This is a genomic window from Gordonia sp. NPDC003950 (genome assembly GCF_053605205.1).
The window spans coordinates 1-21580 of the sequence record NZ_JBSGIT010000009.1 but is presented as its reverse complement, the minus strand read 5'-3'; the positions used below and the strand labels follow the sequence as shown (position 1 = coordinate 21580).

Below are 21580 nucleotides of genomic sequence, written 5' to 3'. Positions count from 1 at the left end.
TCCATACCGACCCCACGACGAGTTGATGAACACCTCGGTGCACCGACGACGAGGACGTCATCGCGGGCATCACCGCGGCCGGAAGAAACCCTGGAATCCCTGCCCTGCGTTGCTGGTGCGCAGCGGTGACACCTGGACCGGATCGCCGGCTTCGACGAGTTGGTTGTTGCCGATGTACATCGCGACGTGCCCGTCCCACACGGCGAGGTCGCCGGGCAGCAGGTCGCCCTGCGCCACCGCGATCCCGGCGGTGTCCTGCTCCTGGGCCAGCCTCGGCAGCTCGAGTCCCGCCTGCCGGTAGGCCCATTGGGTGAGGCCGCTGCAATCGAATCCGCTCGGGTCGGTGCCGCCCCACACGTAGGGCACACCCTGCTGACTCAGCGCGGCCCGGACCGCGGTGGCGGCGCGTTCGTTCGGTGCGTACGCCACCGACCCGTCGGGAAGGGTGATCGCGACACCGCCGTGATCGGTGCCGGGACCGGCGGGCACCGAGGCCGGGGTGGGCAGCGATGCAGGCACACCGGCGGGGGCCTCGGTCTGCGCCGACGCCATCAATTCGCGGGTGTCGCCGGCGAGTTCGGCCCGGGTCCGGGCGACGACCGTCACGCCGCGTTCGATGTGGTCGAGGGCCACGGGCAGCAGCATCATGAGCCCGGCCGGGGTGAACAGCCCGTCACCCAGAGCCCGCGCCGCCGCGGCAAACGAGTCGAGCAGTCCGTTGAGTTCGGCGGCCGCCCGTTCGACACGGCCGGCCGCGGTCCCGGTGATGCGGACGATGTCGGCGGTGTCCTCCTCGATCGCCACGGTCGTGGTGGTGGCGCGTCGTGCGGCGGCGGTCGCCGCGGTCCCGCCCGCACCGTCCCATGCGGCCTCCACGTTCGACGCCGCGGCCATGGCCTCGTCCCGGATCGCGGCGAGATCGGGCGCCAACGCCGCGATCGCGGTCACCGGGTCGTTTCCGGGAAGGACACCGGTGCCCAGGGCGGGCATCAGCATGCGCAGGGGCGCGATCAACACATCGGCGGTCAGCATCAGAGTCGCACCCCGGTCATGTCGGCGGCAGTCATGTCGGCGGCGGGCATGGTGGGAGCGGGCATGGTGCGGGTCGGCATCGTGGGGCCCGGCACAGCGCCGGTCAGCACCGCGCCGGCCGTGTCGTCGGTGCTCGTGTACCCCGACGCCGCTGCCGAACTCTGAGCGGAGATGGCGAGGTGGGTCTCGGCGATGCGGCGCAGGCGGGTGCGTCGGACGTCGATCACCTGTCCGAGTGCGGCCAGGAAATCCGAACCGATCAGGCCGAAGGTCAGGGCCAGCGGCGTGAGGTCGGTGGCGGCGGTGTGCATCCCGAGGCGGGTGGCGGTGGTGGCCTCGTGGCCGGCGAAGGACTGCACGGCTGCGGGGGAGACGGAGAGTGGCGGAGTGGTGGTCATGCAGGGTTGGACGCGGCGAAACCCCCGACGGTTCCATCGTGGCCGGTATTGATGTGGACGATTTTCGTTGCCGGGCCCCGGCCAGGTGTGCGCACTATGGTTTGCTCATGGCTGTTCACATCGTCGATCACCCGCTCGCCGCGGCACGACTGACCACGATGCGCGACAAGACGACCGCCAATGCGGGTTTCCGGGCGGCATTGTCGGACCTGACGCAGATGCTCGTCTACGAGGCACTGGCCGACGCCCCGACGGTCGCCGAGACGATCGACACCCCGATCACCCGGTGCGCCGGGTCGCGACTTGCCAAGCCGCCGTTGTTCGTTCCGGTCCTGCGGGCGGGACTCGGCATGGTCGAACAGGCGCATGCGATGGTCCCGGAGGCGCTCGTCGGGTTTGTCGGCGTGGCCCGCGACGAGTCCACCGCCACCCCGGTGCCGTATCTGGAATCGTTGCCGGACGACCTGTCGGATCAGCCGGTGTTCGTGCTGGATCCGATGCTGGCCACCGGCGGATCGTTGCTGTACACGATCGAGTTGCTGGTGGCCCGCGGTGCCACCGACATCACCGCGCTGTGCGTGGTTGCCGCCCCCGAAGGTGTTGCGGCACTGGAGAAGTCGGGTCATCCGATCCGGTTGTTCGTGGCCGCGGTGGACGAGGGCCTCAACGACGTCGCCTACATCGTTCCCGGCCTCGGCGACGCCGGGGATCGTCAGTTCGGTCCGCGCTGAGCAGATACCTCAGGCGGCCACCGCCGAGCAGATATCTCAGGCGGCGACCGCCGACCAGCGCCCGCCGTGCCTGCGCACCGTCACCGGATGATCGAAGGCGGTACTGATGGCCGCCGACGTCAGCGTGTCGTCGACCTCGCCGGCCGCGATCGCCTCGCCCTCACGCAGCAGCATCGCGTGGGTGGTGCTCGCCGGCAGATCCTCGAGGTGATGGGTGACCAGCACACTCGCCAGATCCGGCACGTCGCCGCGGAGCCGATCGATCGCCGAGAGCAGTTTCTCCCGCGCGGCGAGGTCGAGGCCGGTGGCCGGCTCGTCGAGGAGCAGTAACGCCGGCTGCGGCATCAGCGCCCGTGCGATGAGGGTGCGCCCCCGTTCACCCTGACTCATCACCGGCCACACCGAGTCACGTCGCTCGGTCATCCCCAGCAGGTCCAACAGGTCGTCGGCGCGCCGGTGTTCGGCGTCGGTGTAATGGTGTCGGCGGTCGAGTTCGGGTGTGTTCGTCAATCCCGTCAGCACCACATCGTGCGCGCTGATCGGCACGTCGATGCGCCACCGCGGATCGACATGTCCGATGTGCGTGCGCAATTCGCGCATGTCGACGCGACCGAGCCGCTTGCCGAGCACGTCGACGACGCCGGTCGTCGGATGCGATCGGGCACCGAGGATGGCCATCAGGGTCGACTTCCCGGCGCCGTTCGGGCCGAGCAGCGCCCAATGCTGACCCGGGTGCACGGTCAGACTCACATCGTGCAACAGCGCACGCGAACTGCGGATCACATCGAGATGGCGGGCATCGAGAACCGGGGGCACCCGTTCAGTTCTAGACCCAGGGGTCTGCGGTTCTGGACCCAGGGGTCGGTGGTTCTGGACCCAGGGGTCGGCGGCGCGGACGGTCGGCGTCAGCTCGCCGCCCAGTATTCGAGCATCGGTTCGGTGGACTGCGTGACGCCACCGTCGGCGATGACCAGCGCGGACGGCGACACCGTGTAGGTCACCGATCCGTTGCGGGCGATGAAGGTGTTGCCCACATGCTGGGGGAACCCGACCTCGATCTCACCCGCGTCCGCGGCGCCCTTGTAGTAGTACCGCCCGGTCTGGTCACCCACCTGGCAGATCACCACCCGGGATCGGGCGGTGCGCCCGATCGCCACCGCCGGATCGTCGGCGGCATTACAGCGCGGGCCGGACAGGAAGCCCTGCCAGTCGGCCCCCGACACGGTCGGTGACGGGCGGGCCTGGGTGAGGGTGGTGGTCGTGGTGGTGGTCGACGTCGATCTTCCGCCGGGGACCTGCGTCACCCCGGGCGCGGTGGTCGTGGTGGTCGATGACGACGCGGCCGCCTCGTCGGAGCCGCCGCTGTTGTGCAGCAGCAGATAAGCGCCCACGCCTGCGCCGAGCACCACGACGACGCCGAGCACGATCGCCGCGATCACCAGGGGCGACGACCACGGCGACCGCGGCGGCGGGGGACCGTAGCCCTGCGGCGGCGGCGTCGGATATCCGTATCCGCCGGCGGGTGGGTACCCGCCGGAATTGTCGGGCGGATAGGTCATCGCATCCCCTTGCGTTCGGTCGGTGGTCCGTCGGGCGCTGATCCGTCACGGTCGGTGGGTACTCGCATAGGTCACAGGGTCCCGATGATGCTCGCCAGCAGTTCGCCCATGCGGGTGGCCGACGCGCGGCCCACCTCCAGCACCTCGGCATGGTCGAGCGGTTCACCGGTGATCCCGGCCGCCAGGTTGGTGACGAGTGACACCCCGAGGACCTCCAGCCCGGCCTCGCGGGCCGCGATCGTCTCGTGGACCGTCGACATGCCGACGAGGTCGGCGCCGAGGGTCCGCAGCATGCGGATCTCCGCGGGCGTCTCGTAGTGCGGGCCCGGCAGTCCCGCGTACACGCCCTCGGTCAACGTGGCGTCGACGCCGCGGGCGATCTCCCGCAGCCGCGGGGCGTAGACGTCGACCATGTTGACGAAACGCGCGCCGACCAGCGGGGACCGGGCGGTCAGGTTCAGATGGTCGGAGATCAGCACGGGTTGACCGACGCTCATGCCCTCGCGGAGCCCGCCGGCGGCGTTGGTCAGGATCACCGTGTGCACCCCGGCCGCCGCCGCGGTGCGGATCGGATGCACCACCCGGGCCAGATCGTGTCCCTCGTAGGCGTGCGTGCGGCCGAGCATGATCAGCACCCGCCGGTCGCCGATGTGCACCGATCGGATGGTGCCACCGTGACCGGCGGCCGAGGGGGCGAGGAATCCCGGGACATCCGACATCGCCACGGTCGCGATCGGTGTGCCGAAGGCGTCCGCGGCCGGCGCCCACCCCGAACCCAGGATCACCGCGATATCATGTGCGGCACAATCGGTTTCGGCAGAAATCGTGGCGGCGGCGGCGATCGCCGCGGCGTCCGCGTCGACGGTGGGATCCATGCCGCCAACCCTAGTGGCCCGAGCCGACGATCTCATACGACGACGCGCACGGGCGGCGAGATCGTCGTCGATGTGCGCGGCAACGATGGATGAGTGGTTGCGGGGACCCCGGCGTCGACGGCGCCGAAGATCGCCTGGCCTCAGGCGATAAGGTCTCTGCATGCCATTTCTGAGCGAACAGCCCACCGCCGCCGGCGTCGCGGAACTCTTCCTGGGCACCCCGGGTGTCGAACTCGACGAGGCGAATCCGGAGAACCGTTTCCGCCTCGAGTGGATCGACACCGTCACCGCGCTACTCGACGAGGCGGTCTCCGGCGGGGCGAAGGCCGTGGTGATCACCGCGACCGGCAAGTTCTTCACCAACGGCCTCGACACCGACTACATCGCCACCAACGCCGCTGACCTCCCGGCCTACCTGGACCGGGTCCATGCGCTCTACCGCACGGTGCTGACCCTGCCGGTGCCGGTGATCGCGGCCGTCAACGGTCACGCCTTCGGAGCCGGGGCGATGCTGGCGCTCTGCGCCGATCACCTGGTGATGCGCACCGAACGTGGTTTCTGGTCGCTGCCCGAGGCGGCCCTGGGCATGCCGTTCACCAAGGGGATGGCCTCGTTGGTCCGCACCCGGCTGACCGATCGGGCCGCCACCGAGGCGATGCTCACCTCACGTCGTTACGGCGCCGACGACGCGGTGGCCGCCGGTATCGTCGACGAGGCGGTGCCGGCCACCGACCTGCTCCGACGGGCCGCCGAGGTGGCCGCAGCACGCGCGCCGCTGGCCGGCCCGACGCAGACACTGATCAAGCAGGGACTGCGGCAGCCGTTACTCGCCGACCTGGCCGTACCCACCCCGCCGTCGCTGCTCTGATCGGCCCACGATGAGCGGGAATCTCCGACCAGCGGAAGGAACAGTGGCGGTGACACAGGCGGGCATCGGTGACCCATCCGGCGGCGTGATCGACGCCTGGCTGGCGGCGCACCGCGATCGGCTCATCGGGTGGCGGCGGCGGATCCACGCGACTCCGGAACTCTCGCGGCAGGAGGTCGCCACCACCGAACTGGTGATGACCGAACTGGCCACCCTCGGGCTGTCGCCGCGTCGACTGCCGCTGGGCACCGGCGTGGTCTGTGATCTGGGGCCCGCCACCGGGCCGCGGCTGGCGTTGCGCGCGGACATGGATGCCCTGCCGATCACCGAGCACACCGGTCTGCCCTTCAGCTCCACCACCGACGGCGTCTCGCATTCCTGCGGTCACGATGCGCACACGGCGATCCTGTTGGGTACCGCCGCGGTGCTCGCCTCGGCGCCTGCCCTGCCCGTCGGGGTGCGACTGATCTTCCAGCCCGCCGAGGAGGTGATGCCCGGCGGCGCGCTCGACGCGGTCGCGGCCGGGGTCACCGAAGGCGTGAGCCGCATCTTCGCGCTGCACTGCGACCCGCGGCTGCCCGTCGGCTCGGTGGGACTGCGGGAGGGGGCGCTCACCTCGGCCGCCGACCACATCGAACTACAGTTGCGCTCACCCGGCGGACACACCTCGAGACCGCATCTCACCGGGGATCTGGTGTACGCGATGGGGACCGTCATCACCGGACTGCCCGGAATCCTCTCGCGGCGGATCGATCCGCGGTCGGGGACCGTGATGGCGTGGGGGGCGGCGCACGCCGGCAACGCACCCAACGCGATCCCGCAGGAAGGGCAACTGCGGGGAACCGTGCGCACCGGTGAACATCTCACCTGGGCGGAGATGGAACCGTTGGTGCGCAGCGTCGTCGGTGAACTCCTGGCGCCGCTGGGGGTGTCCTACGACCTGTCCTACTTCCGGGGTGTCCCACCGGTGGTCAACGACGCGACAGCGATCGAGATGCTGACCCGGTCGGTCGCGGCCATCGGCGAGGATGCCGTGGCCGACACCCCGCAGTCGCCCGGCGGGGAGGACTTCTCCTGGTATCTCGAGCAGGTGCCCGGGGCGATGGGACGCCTGGGCGTGTGGAGCGGTTTCGGCCCACAGGTCGATCTGCACAGCCCCAACTTCGACATCGACGAGCGCGCCCTGGACGTGGGTGTACGGGCGCTGGCCGGGGTGATCTTCGGCGTCGATTCCGGGGGCTGAGCCCTCGGCCGGTTCGGCCCCGCGCCGCTCAGGCTTCCGCGGCGCCCGGGCCGGGACCGACGTTGCGCGACTCGCGCAGACGGAGATCCTGCACGTATTCAGCAGGCGCACCGGCGATTTCGGCCGCCTCGGCCATCACGCCCAGGTAGCGCGCAGAGGGGAGTCCGCCCTCGTAGGCGTCGAGGACGTACAGCCAGGCCAGCACACCGTCACCGCCGTCGGTGTCGACGCGGGCGCGGATCTTGCGGTGGATACCGAGCTCGGAGCCCTCCCACCGATCGAGGTTGTCCTCGTCCTCGGTGGGGACGTCATAGAGCACCACGAACACCTTGGCGTCCGGGTCGTCGCGGTCCTCGGTGACGGTGGCCAGTGATCCTTCCCACCCGATGTCACCGCCGGCGAAGGTCAGTCGCCACCCGTGCAGCCACCCGGTCCCCGACATCGGCGAATGCGGCGCGCGCTCCGCCATCTGTTCGGGATGCATGTTGCTGCCGTAAGCCGCGTAGATGGGCATAGTCGCCTCTGACCTGCACTTTCCCGTCGGGATGGGCCCGACCTCATCGTTTTGCGCACCGCGTGGCCCTCGGTGGCCACGATGATCGTATTACGCGCACGCCGATCGCACGACGCTCACGAACACACCCCACCCGGCCCCACGGGTCGCCCGCGCGGCGGTCCGCCGGTCCGATGGCCTAGGTTGGTGAGCGGAGAAATCGCATGCCCGGCGCACCCGCGGAGGAGACACACCAGTGACCAGGATCGTGATCATCGGCGGAGGTCCGGCGGGCTACGAGGCGGCGCAGGCCGCCGCGGCCTATGGCGCCGACATCACCCTGATCGACTCCGACGGCATCGGTGGGGCGTGTGTGCTCTGGGACTGTGTCCCCTCCAAGACGTTCATCGCCTCGACCGGTATCCGCACCGAGGTGCGTCGTGCCGCCGATCTGGGTATCAACATCCGCACCGACGACACGCTGGTGACGCTCCCGCAGATTCATCAGCGCGTCCGCGACCTGGCGTTCGCGCAGTCCGCCGACATCCGATCGCGACTGGTCAGCGAGGGCGTCAAGCTGGTGTCCGGGCACGCGGCACTCGACCAGACCCAGGTCGGGGTGTCCACCCACGGCGTCACGGCGACCCTGCCGGACGGGTCCACCGAACACTTCGAGGGTGATGTGGTGCTGATCGCCACCGGCGCCTCACCCCGGGTACTGCCCGACGCGCAGCCCGACGGCGAACGCATCCTCACCTGGCGTCAGCTCTACGACCTCGAGACCCTGCCCGAGCACCTGGTGGTGATCGGATCCGGTGTGACCGGTGCGGAGTTCGTCCACGCCTACACCGAACTCGGCGTCAAGGTCACGCTGGTGTCCAGTCGCGATCGCGTTCTTCCCCACGAGGACGAGGACGCCGCCCTCGTGCTCGAGGAGGCGCTCGCCGAGCGTGGTGTGGAGCTGGTCAAACACGCCCGGGCGGATCGGGTCGTGCGGACCGGCAACACGGTGACCGCACACCTCGCCGACGGCCGGACCGTGACCGGCTCGCATGTGCTGATGACGGTGGGATCGGTGCCCAACACCGACAACCTGGGGTTGAGTGGTGCCGGCGTGGACACCCACCGTGGCGGATACATCACCGTCGACCGCGTCTCGCGGACCTCGGTCGCCGGAATCTACGCCGCCGGCGACTGCACCGGACTGTTCCCGCTGGCCTCGGTGGCCGCGATGCAGGGCCGGATCGCGATGTATCACGCCCTCGGCGAGGGCGTCAGCCCGATCAAGCTGAAAACCGTTGCGTCCGCGATCTTCACCCGTCCGGAGATCGCCACGGTCGGGGTGTCGCAGAACGCGATCGACTCCGGTGAGTACCCGGCCCGCACGGTGATGCTGCCGCTGGCGACCAATCCGCGCGCCAAGATGAGCGGCCTACGACGCGGCTTCGTCAAGATCTTCTGCCGACCGGCGACCGGTGTGGTGATCGGCGGCGTGGTGGTCGCGCCGACGGCGTCGGAGCTGATCCTGCCGATCGCGGTCGCGGTGCAGAACAAGCTGACGGTGTCCGATCTGGCCCAGACCTTTTCGGTGTATCCGTCGCTGTCCGGGTCGGTCACCGAGGCGGCCCGCCAGCTCGTGCGCCACGACGACCTCGACTGACCGGGCGGGCCGGTCGAGGCGGACCGATCCCCGATCCACAACCGAACGCCGGGCACGCCGCGACGGCACGCACGGCGATAGAGTGCGTGCACGGGTGCCGGACCGTTCGCGTCCTGCACCGGCGACGATCCCGGGGGGCGACAGCGATGACATCTGGGCGGGGTGAGCGGCCCACCGCCGGCGCGGAGCATTGCCGTCCCGGTGCGCAGACCCCGTGGGGATCGATGAGCATCGGCGAGATTCTGCACATCCTCACCACGATGAGCGAGAGTTCGGCCCGCGGTGACGCCGAAGCCGTGACCATCGCCATCGCCACCATCGCGGGCATCGCGGATGCTCTCGCGGGCGCCTTCGACAACGTCGGTGTGCTGCGGGGCCGGGCCGCCGAGGGTGCCGTCGACGCCGCGGATCGTCTGGTGGCCGAGATCCGCGCGACCGCCGAGGGTGCTGCGACCAGCGCCGCGGCCATCGGTGCCGCCGCCGGAGTCCTCGGCGCCACCCGGGCGCAGGAGCCGGTCCTGGTCGAGCATCAGCGTCGACTGCAGGAGCATCCCGAGGACGCGGCGACCGTGCGCGCGCTGGTCACCCGGCTGATGACCGGCAGCTACAGTTCTCCGATGCTCGAGGCGGCCGACGCGTTGCCCGAGGTCACGAGTGTGGAGAAGGACAACTTCCACTCCGGTGGGGTTGCCGGTGGCACGACGACGGGTGCCGGCTCCACCTTCGGCCCGGCCGGGGGTGGCCAGTCGGGCGCCATCGCCGACATCGACGGCGCGGATCCGTCGGCACCCGGCGGGGTCATCGAACTCTCTCCGACGACCACCGACCCGGACACCGCGACACCGGCCGCCCCGGCGACCGGGACCACCCCGGTGACGACGTCGACCACCACCGGGTCCCCGTCGGCCGATGACGGGGAGGATCCGTCCACCCTGACCCGTGGCGGGCTAGGCGACCCGGTCGGCGTCGGCGCCGGGGCCGGTGCACCCGGCGGGCGAACCACCGGATCGGGTGAGGGCGGCGGCGGGCGCGGGTCGAATCCGGTCGGTCCGGTCGGCGGCGCGCCGTCCGGGGTGCCGAGCGTGGTGCCCCCGTTCCTCGCTGCCGGTTCCGCGGGGCCGGTGGCCTCCGCTGCGCCCGCCGGGTCGGGCGCCCCGTCGTCGGGTCCGGGATTGCGTGGTACCCCGCCCGGTACCGGCCCGGGCGCGGCGCCGACGGGTCGCGATCGCGACACCCGGCACCGGCCCGCCCCCTACCTGCATCACGGCGAGCACGGCCGCGACATCGTCGGAGATCTGCCGCTCGTCGGACCGCCGGTCATCGGCGACTGGACTCCGCAGGCCTATCCCGCGACCGCGGATCCGGGCGGTTCGTCGGCGGCCACCGTGCCCGTCAGCGATCGCGAACCGGTGGGCGCCGCCGGCTCGGCGGGCGATGCGGTTCCCGTCGACTCCGCGGCAGGCGGTGGTGACGGTGATGCCGTCCCGCCGACGCGAGCCGGGGGCGCCGATCGCGATGGCTGAGAACATGATTCGCGGTCGGCTGGCACGACTTCCGGGTGCGGCGGTAGCGGAGCTCGTCGCCCGGGTAGGTGCCGCCGACATCGACGACTGCCTGCGAATGCTGGTGATCTCGGCGATCGACGTCACCGAGGCCAATGCCGATGCCGTTGTCCGGGAGGCCCTTTCGCAGTGGCGGGAGGAGGGTCGGGTGTCGCCGGCGACGCGTTCACGCTTGGTCGCGGCGCTGACCCGTCGTGACATCGACGCCGCCGTCGCGCACCGGTCCGGTGACATCGCCATGCAGCGAGCGGCATTCGTGCGGGCCCGGGCGGTGCATGCGCTGAGCATCGCCGTCGATCCCGACGTCGATGCCGCCGAGCGACTCTCCGAAGCGGCCTACGAGGCAGCGATCGCGATGGGCGGGACCGCGGGCGTCGTCGCGGTCCTCGTCGAATTCGTGGTGTGACCGGCTGGAGCTCGATCGCGCCCGATCGTCCTCGACCGGCCGGGTCAGGCCAACCCGAAACTGTGCTCCACAGCGCGATTCCACTCCCGGTACAGGCGGTCGCGCTCGTCGGTGTCCATCGCGGGTGTCCACCGGGTGTGTTCGGCCCAATTCTGCCGGATCTCGTCCTCGTCGTCCCAGTAGCCGACGGCCAGTCCGGCCGCGTATGCCGCGCCGAGGGCGGTGGTCTCGTTGACCACCGGCCGCACCACCGGCACATCGAGGATATCGGCCTGGAACTGCATCAAGAGATTGTTGACCACCATGCCGCCGTCGACCTTGAGGGTCGACAGGGTGACACCGGAGTCGGCCTGCATCGCCTCGATCACCTCCCGGGTCTGAAAAGCGCTGGCCTCCAACGCGGCCCGGGCGATGTGCCCCTTGTTGGCGAAGCGGGTCAGGCCGGCGATGACGCCGCGGGCATCGGGTCGCCACCGCGGCGCGAACAACCCGGAGAAGGCGGGGACGAAGTACACGCCGCCGTTGTCGTCGACGCCGGCCGCGAGTTGCTCGACCTCACCGGCGGAGGAGAAGAGGCCGAGGTTGTCCCGCAGCCACTGCACCAGCGAACCGGTGACGGCGATCGAGCCCTCGAGGGCATAGTGCGGCGGTGCCTCACCGATGCGGTAACACACGGTGGTCAGCAGTCCGTGATCGGAGAACACCGCGTCGGTTCCGGTGTTGAGCAACAAGAAGTTCCCGGTGCCGTAGGTGTTCTTCGCCTCGCCGGGTGACAGGCACGCCTGGCCGAACGTCGCCGCCTGCTGATCGCCGAGGATGCCGGACAGGGGCACCCCGTGCAGGGTTCCCTGTTCGCGTAGCGTCCCGTACACCTGCGAGCTGCTGCGGATCTCGGGGAGTGCGTCGACGGGTATCCCCATCTCCGCGCAGATCTCCTCATCCCAGGACAGTGTCCGAAGATCCATCAGCATGGTGCGCGACGCGTTGGTGACGTCGGTGATGTGCAGGCCGCCGGACGCGCCTCCGGTGATGTTCCAGGCGATCCAGGAATCCATTGTGCCGAAACAGAGTTCGCCGGCCTCGGCACGTTCGGCAACGCCCTCCACATTGTCGAGCAGCCAGCGCATCTTGGGCCCGGCGAAGTAGGTCGACAGCGGTAGCCCGGTGCGGTCGCGGTACCGGTCGGCGCCGGCATCGCCGGCGAGCCGGTCGCACAGTTCGCCGGTGCGGGTGTCCTGCCAGACGATCGCGTTGTGCAGCGGTTCGCCGGTGGTGCGGTCCCAGGCCAGGGTGGTCTCCCGTTGATTGGTCAGTCCGCACGCGACGATGTCGTCGGAGGTCAGATCGGCCGACGCCAGTGCGGATGCCACGACGCGGCGGGTGTTGCGCCAGATCTCGGCGGCATCGTGTTCGACCCATCCGGCGCGGGGGAAGATCTGTCGGTGTTCGAGTTGTTCGGCGGCGATGACCTGTCCGCGGCGGTCGAAGACCATGGCCCGCGTCGACGTCGTTCCCTGATCGATGGCCGCGACGTATCCGGAAGCGCTATCCACGGGGGTCAGTGTCGCACGGTGCGGGTCGCAGACGGTGGGTTCCGCCGAGATCAATTACGCTGGCCGGTATGGACACCGAGCCGAATGAGACCGGATTCAACCCGGACCGACCAGCGGATATGGGTCCGCTGTATCGGGCCGAGGCCTGGAAACGACTCTCGAGTGAGCAATTCGACATCGTCGTCGTCGGCGGCGGTGTGGTGGGCGTCGGCGCCGCACTCGACGCGGCGACCCGCGGCCTGCGGGTGGCGCTGGTGGAGGCCCGCGACATCGCGTCGGGAACCTCGAGCCGATCGTCGAAGATGTTCCACGGTGGGCTGCGCTATCTCGAGCAACTCGAGTTCGGTCTGGTCCGCGAGGCTCTGCGCGAACGTGAACTGTCGCTGCGGCTGCTGGCCCCGCACCTTGTCAAACCCCTCCCGTTTCTCTACCCGCTGACCCAACGCATCTGGGAACGCCCGTATGTGGCCGCCGGAATCTTCCTCTACGACCGTATGGGCGGCGCGAAATCGGTTCCCGGACAACAGCATGTGACCCGTTCCGGGGCGCTGCGGGTGGCCCCGGCGCTCAAGCGGGATTCGTTGATCGGCGGCATCCGCTACTACGACACCGTTGTCGACGACGCCCGGCACAGCCTGACCGTGGCGCGCACCGCAGCCAACTACGGCGCGGTGATCCGCACCTCGACGCAGGTGGTCGGATTCCTCCGGGAGGCCGACCGGGTGATGGGCGTCAAGGTCCGCGACACCGAGAACGGCGAGACCGCCGAGGTCCGGGCGCACTGCGTGATCAACGCCGCCGGCGTGTGGACCGACGAGGTACAGGCGCTGTCGCATCAGCGTGGCCACTTCCGGGTACGGGCGTCCAAGGGTGTGCACATCGTGGTGCCCCGTGACCGCATCGTCAGCGAGACCGCGATCATCCTGCGCACCGAGAAGTCGGTGCTCTTCGTCATCCCGTGGGAGACGCACTGGATCATCGGCACCACCGACACCGACTGGAATCTCGATCTGGCTCATCCGGCCGCGACGCGGGCCGACATCGATTACATCCTCGAGCATGTGAACACGGTGCTGGTCACCAAACTCACCCACGACGACATCGAGGGGGTGTACGCCGGTCTGCGGCCGCTGCTGGCCGGGGAGGACGAGGCGACCTCGAAGCTCTCACGGGAACATGCGGTCGCGCGGGTGGCGCCCGGACTGGTGTCGATCGCCGGCGGCAAGTACACCACCTATCGGGTGATGGCCGCCGACGCCGTCGACGCCTGCGATGACTTCATCCCGACCCGGGTGGCCCCGTCGATCACCGAGCGGGTGCCGCTGATCGGCGCCGACGGGTACTTCGCGCTGATCAATCAGTGCGAGCACCTCGGCAAGCGGTTCGGCTTGCATCCCTACCGGGTTCGACGACTGCTCAACCGGTACGGCTCGCTCATCGACGACGTGCTGTACTACGCCGACGCCGATCCGTCGTTGCTGCGCCCGCTGGTCGCCGCCCCGCAGTATCTGCGGGTGGAGATCGTCTACGCGGCGATCGACGAGGCGGCCCTGCATCTCGAGGACGTGCTGGCCCGGCGGACCCGGATCTCCATCGAGTACTCCCATCGTGGTGTGGGCTGTGCGCAGGAGGTCGCCGAGTTGCTGGCGCCGGTGCTCGGCTGGGACGACGAGCGGATCGCCTTCGAGGTGGAGACCTACAACGCCCGGGTGGCCGCCGAGGTGGCGTCGCAGCAGCAACCCGACGACTCGTCGGCCGACGCATTACGCGCCGCCGCGCCCGAGTCGCGCGCCGAGATCCTCGAACCGGTGCCGGTGCCCCAGACGTGATGTGACATGCCGTGGACGGTGCGGACACGGCTTTAAGAGTTTCGGCAGGACCTTTGGCTCTGGGACCGGTAACGTCGAGGATGCGACGATGAGGTATGGGAAAAGGACAGGTCATGGTGGACAACCCGATTCAGGAACTTCCCGCTGACGAGGCCTGGAAGTTGCTCGGCTCGAAGCAACTCGGTCGCCTCGCGGTGAGCGTTGGTGGACAACCGGACATCTTCCCGGTGAACTATTACTCCGACGAGGGCCGTATTCTCTTCCGCTCCGCGGAGGGCACCAAGCTGTCCGAACTCGTCGTCAACGAGCATGTGGCCTTCGAGGTCGACGAGTACACCGACGACGGCGGGTGGAGTGTGGTGGCCAAGGGCGCCGCACGGGTGCTCGCGCGCGGCGACGAGATCGCCGAGGCCGACACCCTGCCGCTCACACCGTGGGTTCCCACCATCAAGTACAACTACGTCGAGATCAGTGTCGGCGACATCACTGCCCGGCGTTTCGAATTCGGACCGGAGCCGGAGCGCTACCCGGTGTAGGGCGTGTCTCTCACGTCTGGCACCGCGGGCACCAGTAGATGACGCGGTCCTCGGTGTCGGTCGCGAGAAACCCCCTCTCGATGGGTGTGGCGCATCGACGGCACAGTCGTCCGCGTCGGCCATAGACCCACACACGCGCACCACCCCGGGTGTCACCGGTGGTGGTGCGCGCCGTTCTGAGCCGATTGGCCCACAACATCCGATGCGCCAGATCGACCATCGGTGCAACGTCGACATCTGTGACCGGGGTGCCCGGTAGCACCCCACGCAAGAAGCACAATTCGCTGCGGTACTCGTTGCCGACGCCGGCCATCAGTCGCTGATCGAGCAGGGCGTCGCCGATCGCGCGGTCCGGGTCGCTCTCGATCCGGCGCACCGCCTCGGCGGCATCCCAGTCCTCGCCCAGCAGATCGGGCCCCAGGTAGCCCAGTGCAGTGTCGGGGTCGTCGAGCAATTCCAGGATTCCCAGGGCGAATCCGACCGCCTCGTGCGCTGCGGTGCGCAGGATGATGCGCGCCTGATGCGCCGGGCGGCGCCAGCGTGTGCCGAGCGGTGCGACAATCCAGATCCCCTCCATCTTCAGATGCGAGTGGATGCTCACCTGTTGGCCGCCCTCGGGGTCGGTCACATCGATCAGCAGGTGCTTGCCGCGCGACCGTACCGATGTGACGGTGTGGCCGCTCAGATCGACGGTGGCCAGCGAGGGAACCCGAAAATCGCTGTGGGTCAACATCTTTCCGGCCAATCCGCGCCGTAGTCGGTCGGCGGCGCGGAAGACGGTGTCACCCTCGGGCATGGGTGTGCCGCATCCGGAGTCCGCGGGGAGTGGTGGAGAACCCGGCGTCGACGAAGACGGCGGCGAGGTCCGATCGCAGGGCCTCGACGCCGTCGATCTGATCGATGGACAGCCGTGCGACCCGACCGGTGCCGACCGCCTCGGCCAGTGCGCCGGCGGCGACCCGCACGGCCTGGCCGGAATCACCGAAGGTGAGCACCGTCTTGCCGCCCCGCTCGACGAAGGCCGCGAGCCGGCCGTCCACCAGCACCACCAGGGCGCCCGGCTTGCGGCCCGGGCGATGGCCGGATCGGTTCTCGCCGTCGGGCCGGGATGGCCACTCCAGTGCTGCGCCAAACGGATTGGCGGGATCGGTGGCGGCGATCACCACGGCGGTGCCGCGGTTACGACGGGAGTCCTCGCCCGGTTCGAGGGCATGCCGGCGGAGATCGTCGACGACGGCGGGGGCGGCGAACTGGGCGCCGCCGAGCCCGTCGACGTAGTAGCCACGCCGAACCTGTCCGCTGTCCTCGAAGACGGTGAGGGCCTTGTAGATCCGGGAGAACCCGCCGATGATGCCCTCGGCGACGACCGGTCCGCGCGTCACCACACCGTAGCGGGTGAGCAGTTGGTCGCAACTCACCTGGGTGCGCAGCGTCGGATCCTTGATGGCGGCGGGGCGAGAGAACCACCGTCCGGCGAGCTGCGGCGGGGTGGCCGGCGCACCCGCCGTGGAGATGAGGTGGCGCGTGGTCAGCCGCGACGGCCGCAGGCGGGGCGCGCGGGCCCGCGTGCGGTGGGCCGGTACGGCGGTGGAGGGGGAGCCCGACGCCCGGCGCGGCATGAGCAGCGCGCGTACCGGTGCGAAGGAATCGTTGGACACCCGGCCCGACCAGACGAGATCCCAGAGTGCGGCCTCCACCTCGGCGCCGCCGGCCCCGGGACGCTCCGGCCCGGCATCGGGTGAGTCGAGGATCTGTGCGTAGCGCAGGCCACCGCCGCCGGCCAGCCGGTCGATCACCAGACGGTGCGCATCGGTCACATCGATCTCGTCGGATTCACCGAGGATGACCTCGGCGAGATCGGTGGGACACAGGCGAATCCAGCCGTCGGAGCCGCCGATGCGGCCGGCGCCCGACCAGGTGACCTCGCCGGAGGACAGAAGTTCGTCGAGCATCGCGGGGGAGTAGTCGGTGACGCGTGCCGGCAGGATCAACGATTCCCACGCGGAGGCGGGCAGTGGATAACCGGCCAGCTGATCGATCACCACGGCGACGCCGTCGACGCCGGACAGCCGGTCGTCGGTGGGGGTGACGTGCTGCCAGGACAACAGGAAACGGGTGAGGGTGGCCGGATCGACCGGCGCGATGTCGGCACGACCGGCGGCCAGGGATCCGCGTCGGATCTGGCCGAGGACCTCGCTGTGACACCACTGGGTTCCCGTGGTGTCGGGGAGGAAATCGCCCTCGATGACCTTGCGGTCACCGGCCAGGCGGACCAGGGTGTCACGCACGACGGCCGCCCCCAATCCCAGGGAGTCGGCGGCCTGCTCGACGGTGAACGGACCGTGGGTGCGGGCGTAGCGGTGGACGACGTCGCCCAAGGGATCGGCGACCGCCTCCAGAAAGGCCACGGGCACGCCCATCGGAGCCGGGACGCCCAGCGCATCGCGCAGTCGTGCGGTGTCCTCGATCGCCGCCCACAGCGGTCGACCGCGGTGACTGATCGAGATGATCGCACCGTCGCGGTGAAGTCCGGCGAGAACCGTTGCTGCGGAAGTGTTCTGGTCCTCCGGACTGCCTCGGTATCGGGCGGCCACCTCGTCGGTGGTCAGTGGCCCGAGCCAGCGCAACAGGTCCACGACATCCTCGGCGTCACGCGCGGCGCGCGCCGGGTCGGTGCGTTGCAGGCGTGCGGTGACCTCGGCGATGACCGCGGGATCGAGGAGTTCACGCAGGTCGACCCGGCCGAGGAGTTGCGCGAGCAACGCGGTGTCGAGGGACAGGGCCGCCGCCCGGCGTTCGGCCAGCGGGGCGTCGTCGTTGTACATGAACGCCCCGACGTAGCCGAAGAGCAACGACGCCGCGAACGGCGACGGGGCCTCGGTCTCGGTCTCGACGAGCCGGATGCGACGAGTGCCGATGCCGCGTAACAACTCCGTCAGCGCGGGCAGGTCGTAGACGTCCTGCAGGCATTCCCGGACCGCCTCCAGGACGATCGGGAAGTCGGGGAATTGCGAAGCGACGGCAAGTAATTGGGCGCTGCGCTGGCGTTGTTGCCACAGCGGTGCGCGACGGCCCGGATCGCGCCGGGGCAGCAGCAGGGCTCGGGCCGCACATTCGCGGAAACGGGAGGCGAACATCGACGAGTCTGCCAGTGCATCGGTGACGAGTTGCTCGATGTCGTCGGGGGAGATGGTGAACACCGCGGCGCCCGGTGGGGTGTCGTCGGTGTCGGGCAGGCGCACGATGATGCCGTCGTCGGAGGCGGTGACGGCGCCGTCGAGCCCGAGGGAGGTCTTGAGCTGTGCCGAGATCGCCGACGCCCACGGGGCGTGTACCCGTAACCCGTAGGGGGAGTGCAGGATCACGCGCCAATCGCCGAGTTCATCACGGAATCGTTCGACCACCAAGGTGCGATCGCTGGGCAGGTATCCGGTGGCGTCGCGCTGTTCGGCGATGAGTGCGGCGAGATTGTCGCGGGCGAAGGTGGTCAGACCGAGTTCGGTTGCGCGACGATCGAGTTCGGCGTCATTGGCGATCTCGGCGGTGAATCTGCCGATGGCCGCACCGAGTTCGGCGGGGCGGCCGACGGAGTCACCGATCCAGAACGGCAGACGTCCGGGCTGGCCGAAGGCGGGGGTGACCAGCACACGGTCGTGGGTGATGTCCTCGATGCGCCAGCTGGTGGCGCCGAGGGCGAAGACGTCGCCGACGCGGGATTCGTAGACCATTTCTTCGTCGAGTTCGCCGACGCGGCTGAGTTTTTCACCGACAAGGAACACACCGAACAACCCGCGGTCGGGAATCGTGCCGCCCGAGGTGACCGCGAGGCGTTGTGCCCCCCGCCGGCCGCTGAGCAGGTTGCGGTCCCGATCCCAGGTCACCCGAGGGCGGAGTTCGGCGAATTCGTCCGACGGGAACCGTCCGGAGATCAGGTCGAGCGTCGCCTCGTACACCGAGCGGGCGAGCTCGCGATACGGCGCGGCGCGGCGCACCACGTCGAACCAGGCATCAACGTCGAGGTCGTCGACGGCAGCGGCGGCGATGGTCTGCTGGGCCAGCACGTCGAGCGGGTTGATGGGGATGCGCAGTTCCTCGATCTCCCCGGCGCGCATCCGGGACACCGCGACGGTGCAGTGGATGAGGTCGGTGCGGTGTTTGGGGAACAGCACACCTTGGCTGATCTCGCCGACCTGATGGCCGGCACGCCCGATGCGTTGCAGGCCACTGGCCACCGACGGCGGCGCCTCAACCTGCACGACGAGATCCACCGACCCCATGTCGATGCCGAGCTCGAGGCTGCTGGTCGCCACGACGCACCGCAGCCGACCGGTCTTGAGGTCGTCCTCGATCTCGGCGCGCTGCTCCTTGCTGACGGATCCGTGGTGGGCGCGTGCCAGCACCGACGGAGCGCCGGTGGTGGCGCCGCTGCCCAGTACGAGGGCGGGGGCGCCACCACCGACCCGGGTGTTGCGGGGTGGTTCGCGCACCGGGCTGTCGCCGGCGGCCCGGGTCTCGGCGATCTCGTTGAGCCGCGCGGTCAACCGTTCGGCGAGGCGGCGCGAGTTCGCGAAGACGATGGTGGTGCGGTTGGCCTCGATGAGGTCGACGATCGCGGACTCGACGTATGGCCACAGCGAGCCCGCGGTCGGGGAGAAGGCGTCGTCGAGGTCGGCGTCCCCGGCGTCCGGCGGCGGCGGGATGTTGGACATGTCCTCGACCGGCACGTCGACGCGCAGGTCGAAGGTCTTGGCGGCGGGTGGCCGCACGATGGTGGCGCCGGCCGCTCCGGTGAGGAAGTCGGCCACCACCTCCGGTGGCCGGACCGTCGCCGACAATCCGATGCGCTGGGCGGGCCGCTCGAGCAACTCGTCGAGGCGTTCCAGCGAGAGTGCGAGGTGGGTGCCGCGTTTGGTTCCGGCGACTGCGTGGACCTCGTCGACGATGACGGCCTCGACGCCGGTCAGCGTCTCCCGCGCCGACGACGTCAGCATCAGATACAGCGACTCGGGGGTGGTGATGAGGATGTCCGGCGGCGTGCGGACCAGCAGACGGCGGGTGGCCGCCGGGGTATCACCCGAACGCAGGCCGACGGTGATCGCCGGTTCGGGTTCGCCGAGTTCCTGTGCGGCGCGGGTGATGCCGGTCAGCGGCGCGCGCAGATTTCGTTCCACGTCGACGGCGAGGGCCTTCAGCGGGGAGATGTAGAGCACCCGGGTGGTGCCGCGGGACCGCTCCGGCCGGGCGGCGAGGCGATCGAGGGCCCACAGGAAGGCCGAGAGCGTCTTACCCGACCCGGTGGGCGCGATGACCAGGGTGTTGTCACCGTCGGCGATGGCCGACCACGCGCCGACCTGCGCCGGCGTGGGCTCGGCGAACGCGCCGCCGAACCACCGTCGGGTGGGAGCGGTGAAGCGGTGCAGAACCTCGGCCGGGGTGGGCATGAATCCATCATCCACGAGGGCACCGACAGTCGGCGGTGCCGACATCGCCGCAGGTGTGCTCGCAACATCAGGTCGTGACCCCGGGGCGATCCGGTATATGGTCATTTCAGACTTTGGACGGGAAACCCGGTGAAAGCCCGGGACGGTCGCGCCACTGTGAGCCGTATGCCGGGGACGCCTCCCCGGGATGGGGCGAGTCAGAACACCGCACAATGTCGAGCCCGACACCCCGTAGGGACGCGTCATCCCACGAAAGGACATCAGTTCGATGGTCGCAACAACTCATCACGGCAAGGGTCTGTCCCTTGCGGTTCCCAATCTTTCGGCTGCGTCGGCCGCACTGTGGCTGACCGCCACCGTCATCCTCGCCGCCATGGCGTACTACTTCATCGGCTACGACCAGGGCGCGTGGTCGGTGTTCGGCAGCGACACCCACATCCATGAGTTCGTCCACGACTCCCGGCACTTCCTCGGATTCCCCTGCCACTGATCCGAGATAAGGGAGACAACCGAACATGGAGAGAAAGTTCATCGGCGCGGGCGTGCTGTCAGGCCTGGTCGCCGGCATCGTCGCATATGTTTTCGCCCGGCTGTTCATTGAGCCGCAGGTCGCCAAGGCCATCGACTATGAGGACGGTCGGTCGCAGGCGCAGGAGGCACTCGAGGCCGCGCATGGTCACGCCGGCCACGAGCACGGTGCCGAGCTCTTCACCCGGTCCGTGCAGGAGAACATCGGCGCAGGCGTCGGCACCGTGATCTTCGCGGTGGCGATGGGCGCCTTTTTCGCGGTCGCGTTCACCATCCTGTGGACCTATCTGGGGCATCACTTCCCGGACACCGATCCCCGGTGGGCGTCGGCGGCCGTCGGCGTGCTGGGTTTCATCGCGTTCTTCGGAGTCCCGTTCTTCGCCTACCCGGCCAATCCGCCGGCAGTGGGTGACGACGACACCATCGGGGCACGATCGAGTGCCTACCTCACCATCACGATCGTCGCAGTGGTGGCGATGATTGCGGCCGTCGTCCTCGCATTGTGGCTGCGGCCCCGGTGGGGTGGCCTCGGCTCGGCCGTGGTTGCGGCGATCGGATTCCTGGTGGTGGTCACGATCGCGATCGCGTTGCTGCCGGAGTTCCACGAGGTTCCCGAACCGTTGATGAACGGTGATCGGATCGTGTTCCCCGGTTTCCCGAGCGCGGTCATCGGAGATTTCCGGGTGTACGCAATCGCCAATCAGGTGATCCTGTGGACCGTCCTGACCACGGCGTTCGCCGGCTTGCTGACGTGGATGAGTCGATCGTCGGCCAACCGATCGTCGGCCATGGCCGACGCGAACAGCTGATACGAAGACCGAACACAGACAACCCCCCCCCCCCCCAGCCCTGGGATGGGTAGAGCA

Annotated in this window: 19 protein-coding genes and 1 riboswitch; of the genes, 10 read left to right on the top strand and 9 right to left on the bottom strand. The window is 69.5% G+C overall.

All coding sequences use genetic code 11. The features are described 5' to 3' along the window. Positions 1-69 precede the first annotated feature (69 nt). Positions 70-1032: a C40 family peptidase gene (locus ACWETB_RS09690; RefSeq protein WP_348802596.1), complete on the bottom strand. Its 963-nt coding sequence runs from the start codon at positions 1030-1032 to the stop codon at positions 70-72. Then, a complete protein-coding gene (locus tag ACWETB_RS09685) occupies positions 1032-1430 on the bottom strand; it encodes a type VII secretion target (RefSeq protein WP_348802594.1) in 399 nt (132 codons plus the stop codon). Before ACWETB_RS09685 ends, ACWETB_RS09690 begins: the two co-directional genes overlap by 1 nt. A gap of 107 nt (positions 1431-1537) precedes the next feature. On the opposite strand from ACWETB_RS09685, the gene upp reads away from it, so the two are divergent. After that, the gene (upp, locus tag ACWETB_RS09680) at positions 1538-2161 is read left to right on the top strand and encodes a uracil phosphoribosyltransferase (protein WP_348802593.1); all 624 of its coding nucleotides are present in this window, start codon (positions 1538-1540) and stop codon (positions 2159-2161) included. A 36-nt stretch (positions 2162-2197) separates the two neighbouring features. On the opposite strand, the gene ACWETB_RS09675 is transcribed toward upp, so the two are convergent. From ACWETB_RS09675 to ACWETB_RS09665, 3 genes are all read right to left on the bottom strand, one after another. After that, complete coding sequence (locus ACWETB_RS09675; protein ID WP_449744851.1) at positions 2198-2977, bottom strand: ABC transporter ATP-binding protein; 780 nt, start codon at positions 2975-2977, stop codon at positions 2198-2200. Between the two features lie 89 nt (positions 2978-3066). Beyond that, positions 3067-3720 (bottom strand): hypothetical protein, encoded by a 654-nt coding sequence (locus ACWETB_RS09670; protein WP_348808543.1) that lies wholly within the window; start codon positions 3718-3720, stop codon positions 3067-3069. Positions 3721-3791: 71 nt separating this feature from the next. After that, complete coding sequence (locus tag ACWETB_RS09665; RefSeq protein ID WP_449744850.1) at positions 3792-4595, bottom strand: purine-nucleoside phosphorylase; 804 nt, start codon at positions 4593-4595, stop codon at positions 3792-3794. Positions 4596-4755: 160 nt separating this feature from the next. Between ACWETB_RS09665 and ACWETB_RS09660 the strand changes: the two genes are divergently transcribed. Together ACWETB_RS09660 and ACWETB_RS09655 are read left to right on the top strand one after the other, a co-directional pair. Then, positions 4756-5463, top strand: a complete 708-nt coding sequence (locus ACWETB_RS09660) for an enoyl-CoA hydratase/isomerase family protein (RefSeq protein WP_452210838.1) — start codon at positions 4756-4758, stop codon at positions 5461-5463. Between the two features lie 49 nt (positions 5464-5512). Next, a complete protein-coding gene (locus tag ACWETB_RS09655) occupies positions 5513-6706 on the top strand; it encodes an amidohydrolase (protein WP_449744848.1) in 1194 nt (397 codons plus the stop codon). Positions 6707-6734: 28 nt separating this feature from the next. Here the strand turns inward: ACWETB_RS09655 and ACWETB_RS09650 are convergent, their stop codons facing one another. Continuing rightward, positions 6735-7220 carry a gamma-glutamylcyclotransferase gene (locus tag ACWETB_RS09650; protein WP_348802586.1) on the bottom strand — a complete coding sequence of 162 codons (486 nt, stop codon included), beginning with the start codon at positions 7218-7220 and terminating at the stop codon, positions 6735-6737. Between the two features lie 235 nt (positions 7221-7455). Between ACWETB_RS09650 and ACWETB_RS09645 the strand changes: the two genes are divergently transcribed. From ACWETB_RS09645 to ACWETB_RS09635, 3 genes are all read left to right on the top strand, one after another. Next, positions 7456-8859 carry an NAD(P)H-quinone dehydrogenase gene (locus tag ACWETB_RS09645; protein WP_348808539.1) on the top strand — a complete coding sequence of 468 codons (1404 nt, stop codon included), beginning with the start codon at positions 7456-7458 and terminating at the stop codon, positions 8857-8859. A gap of 146 nt (positions 8860-9005) precedes the next feature. Beyond that, positions 9006-10382: a hypothetical protein gene (locus ACWETB_RS09640; protein WP_452210836.1), complete on the top strand. Its 1377-nt coding sequence runs from the start codon at positions 9006-9008 to the stop codon at positions 10380-10382. Beyond that, positions 10375-10827, top strand: coding sequence for a hypothetical protein (locus ACWETB_RS09635; RefSeq protein ID WP_348808537.1), 453 nt, complete (start codon positions 10375-10377; stop codon positions 10825-10827). The genes ACWETB_RS09640 and ACWETB_RS09635 overlap by 8 nt, the downstream gene beginning before the upstream one ends. 44 nt (positions 10828-10871) lie before the next feature. Here the strand turns inward: ACWETB_RS09635 and glpK are convergent, their stop codons facing one another. Beyond that, complete coding sequence (gene glpK, locus ACWETB_RS09630) at positions 10872-12380, bottom strand: glycerol kinase GlpK (RefSeq protein WP_449744846.1); 1509 nt, start codon at positions 12378-12380, stop codon at positions 10872-10874. A gap of 68 nt (positions 12381-12448) precedes the next feature. Between glpK and glpD the strand changes: the two genes are divergently transcribed. Together glpD and ACWETB_RS09620 are read left to right on the top strand one after the other, a co-directional pair. Beyond that, positions 12449-14209 carry a glycerol-3-phosphate dehydrogenase gene (glpD, locus tag ACWETB_RS09625; RefSeq protein WP_452210833.1) on the top strand — a complete coding sequence of 587 codons (1761 nt, stop codon included), beginning with the start codon at positions 12449-12451 and terminating at the stop codon, positions 14207-14209. Between the two features lie 113 nt (positions 14210-14322). Then, positions 14323-14745, top strand: coding sequence for a pyridoxamine 5'-phosphate oxidase family protein (locus ACWETB_RS09620; RefSeq protein WP_449744866.1), 423 nt, complete (start codon positions 14323-14325; stop codon positions 14743-14745). A 10-nt stretch (positions 14746-14755) separates the two neighbouring features. Here ACWETB_RS09620 and ACWETB_RS09615 read toward each other — a convergent pair whose 3' ends face one another. Continuing rightward, a complete protein-coding gene (locus ACWETB_RS09615; protein ID WP_449744845.1) occupies positions 14756-15541 on the bottom strand; it encodes a DNA-formamidopyrimidine glycosylase family protein in 786 nt (261 codons plus the stop codon). Next, the gene (locus tag ACWETB_RS09610; protein ID WP_452210831.1) at positions 15528-20186 is read right to left on the bottom strand and encodes an ATP-dependent helicase; all 4659 of its coding nucleotides are present in this window, start codon (positions 20184-20186) and stop codon (positions 15528-15530) included. Before ACWETB_RS09610 ends, ACWETB_RS09615 begins: the two co-directional genes overlap by 14 nt. Before the next feature lie 120 nt (positions 20187-20306). Beyond that, positions 20307-20393: riboswitch (cobalamin riboswitch) on the top strand. A gap of 61 nt (positions 20394-20454) precedes the next feature. Between ACWETB_RS09610 and ACWETB_RS09605 the strand changes: the two genes are divergently transcribed. Further along, positions 20455-20676, top strand: coding sequence for a CbtB domain-containing protein (locus ACWETB_RS09605; protein WP_348802574.1), 222 nt, complete (start codon positions 20455-20457; stop codon positions 20674-20676). A 25-nt stretch (positions 20677-20701) separates the two neighbouring features. Next, entirely contained in the window at positions 20702-21523 is an 822-nt protein-coding gene (locus ACWETB_RS09600; RefSeq protein ID WP_348808531.1) for a CbtA family protein, read from the top strand. Positions 21524-21580 lie beyond the last annotated feature (57 nt).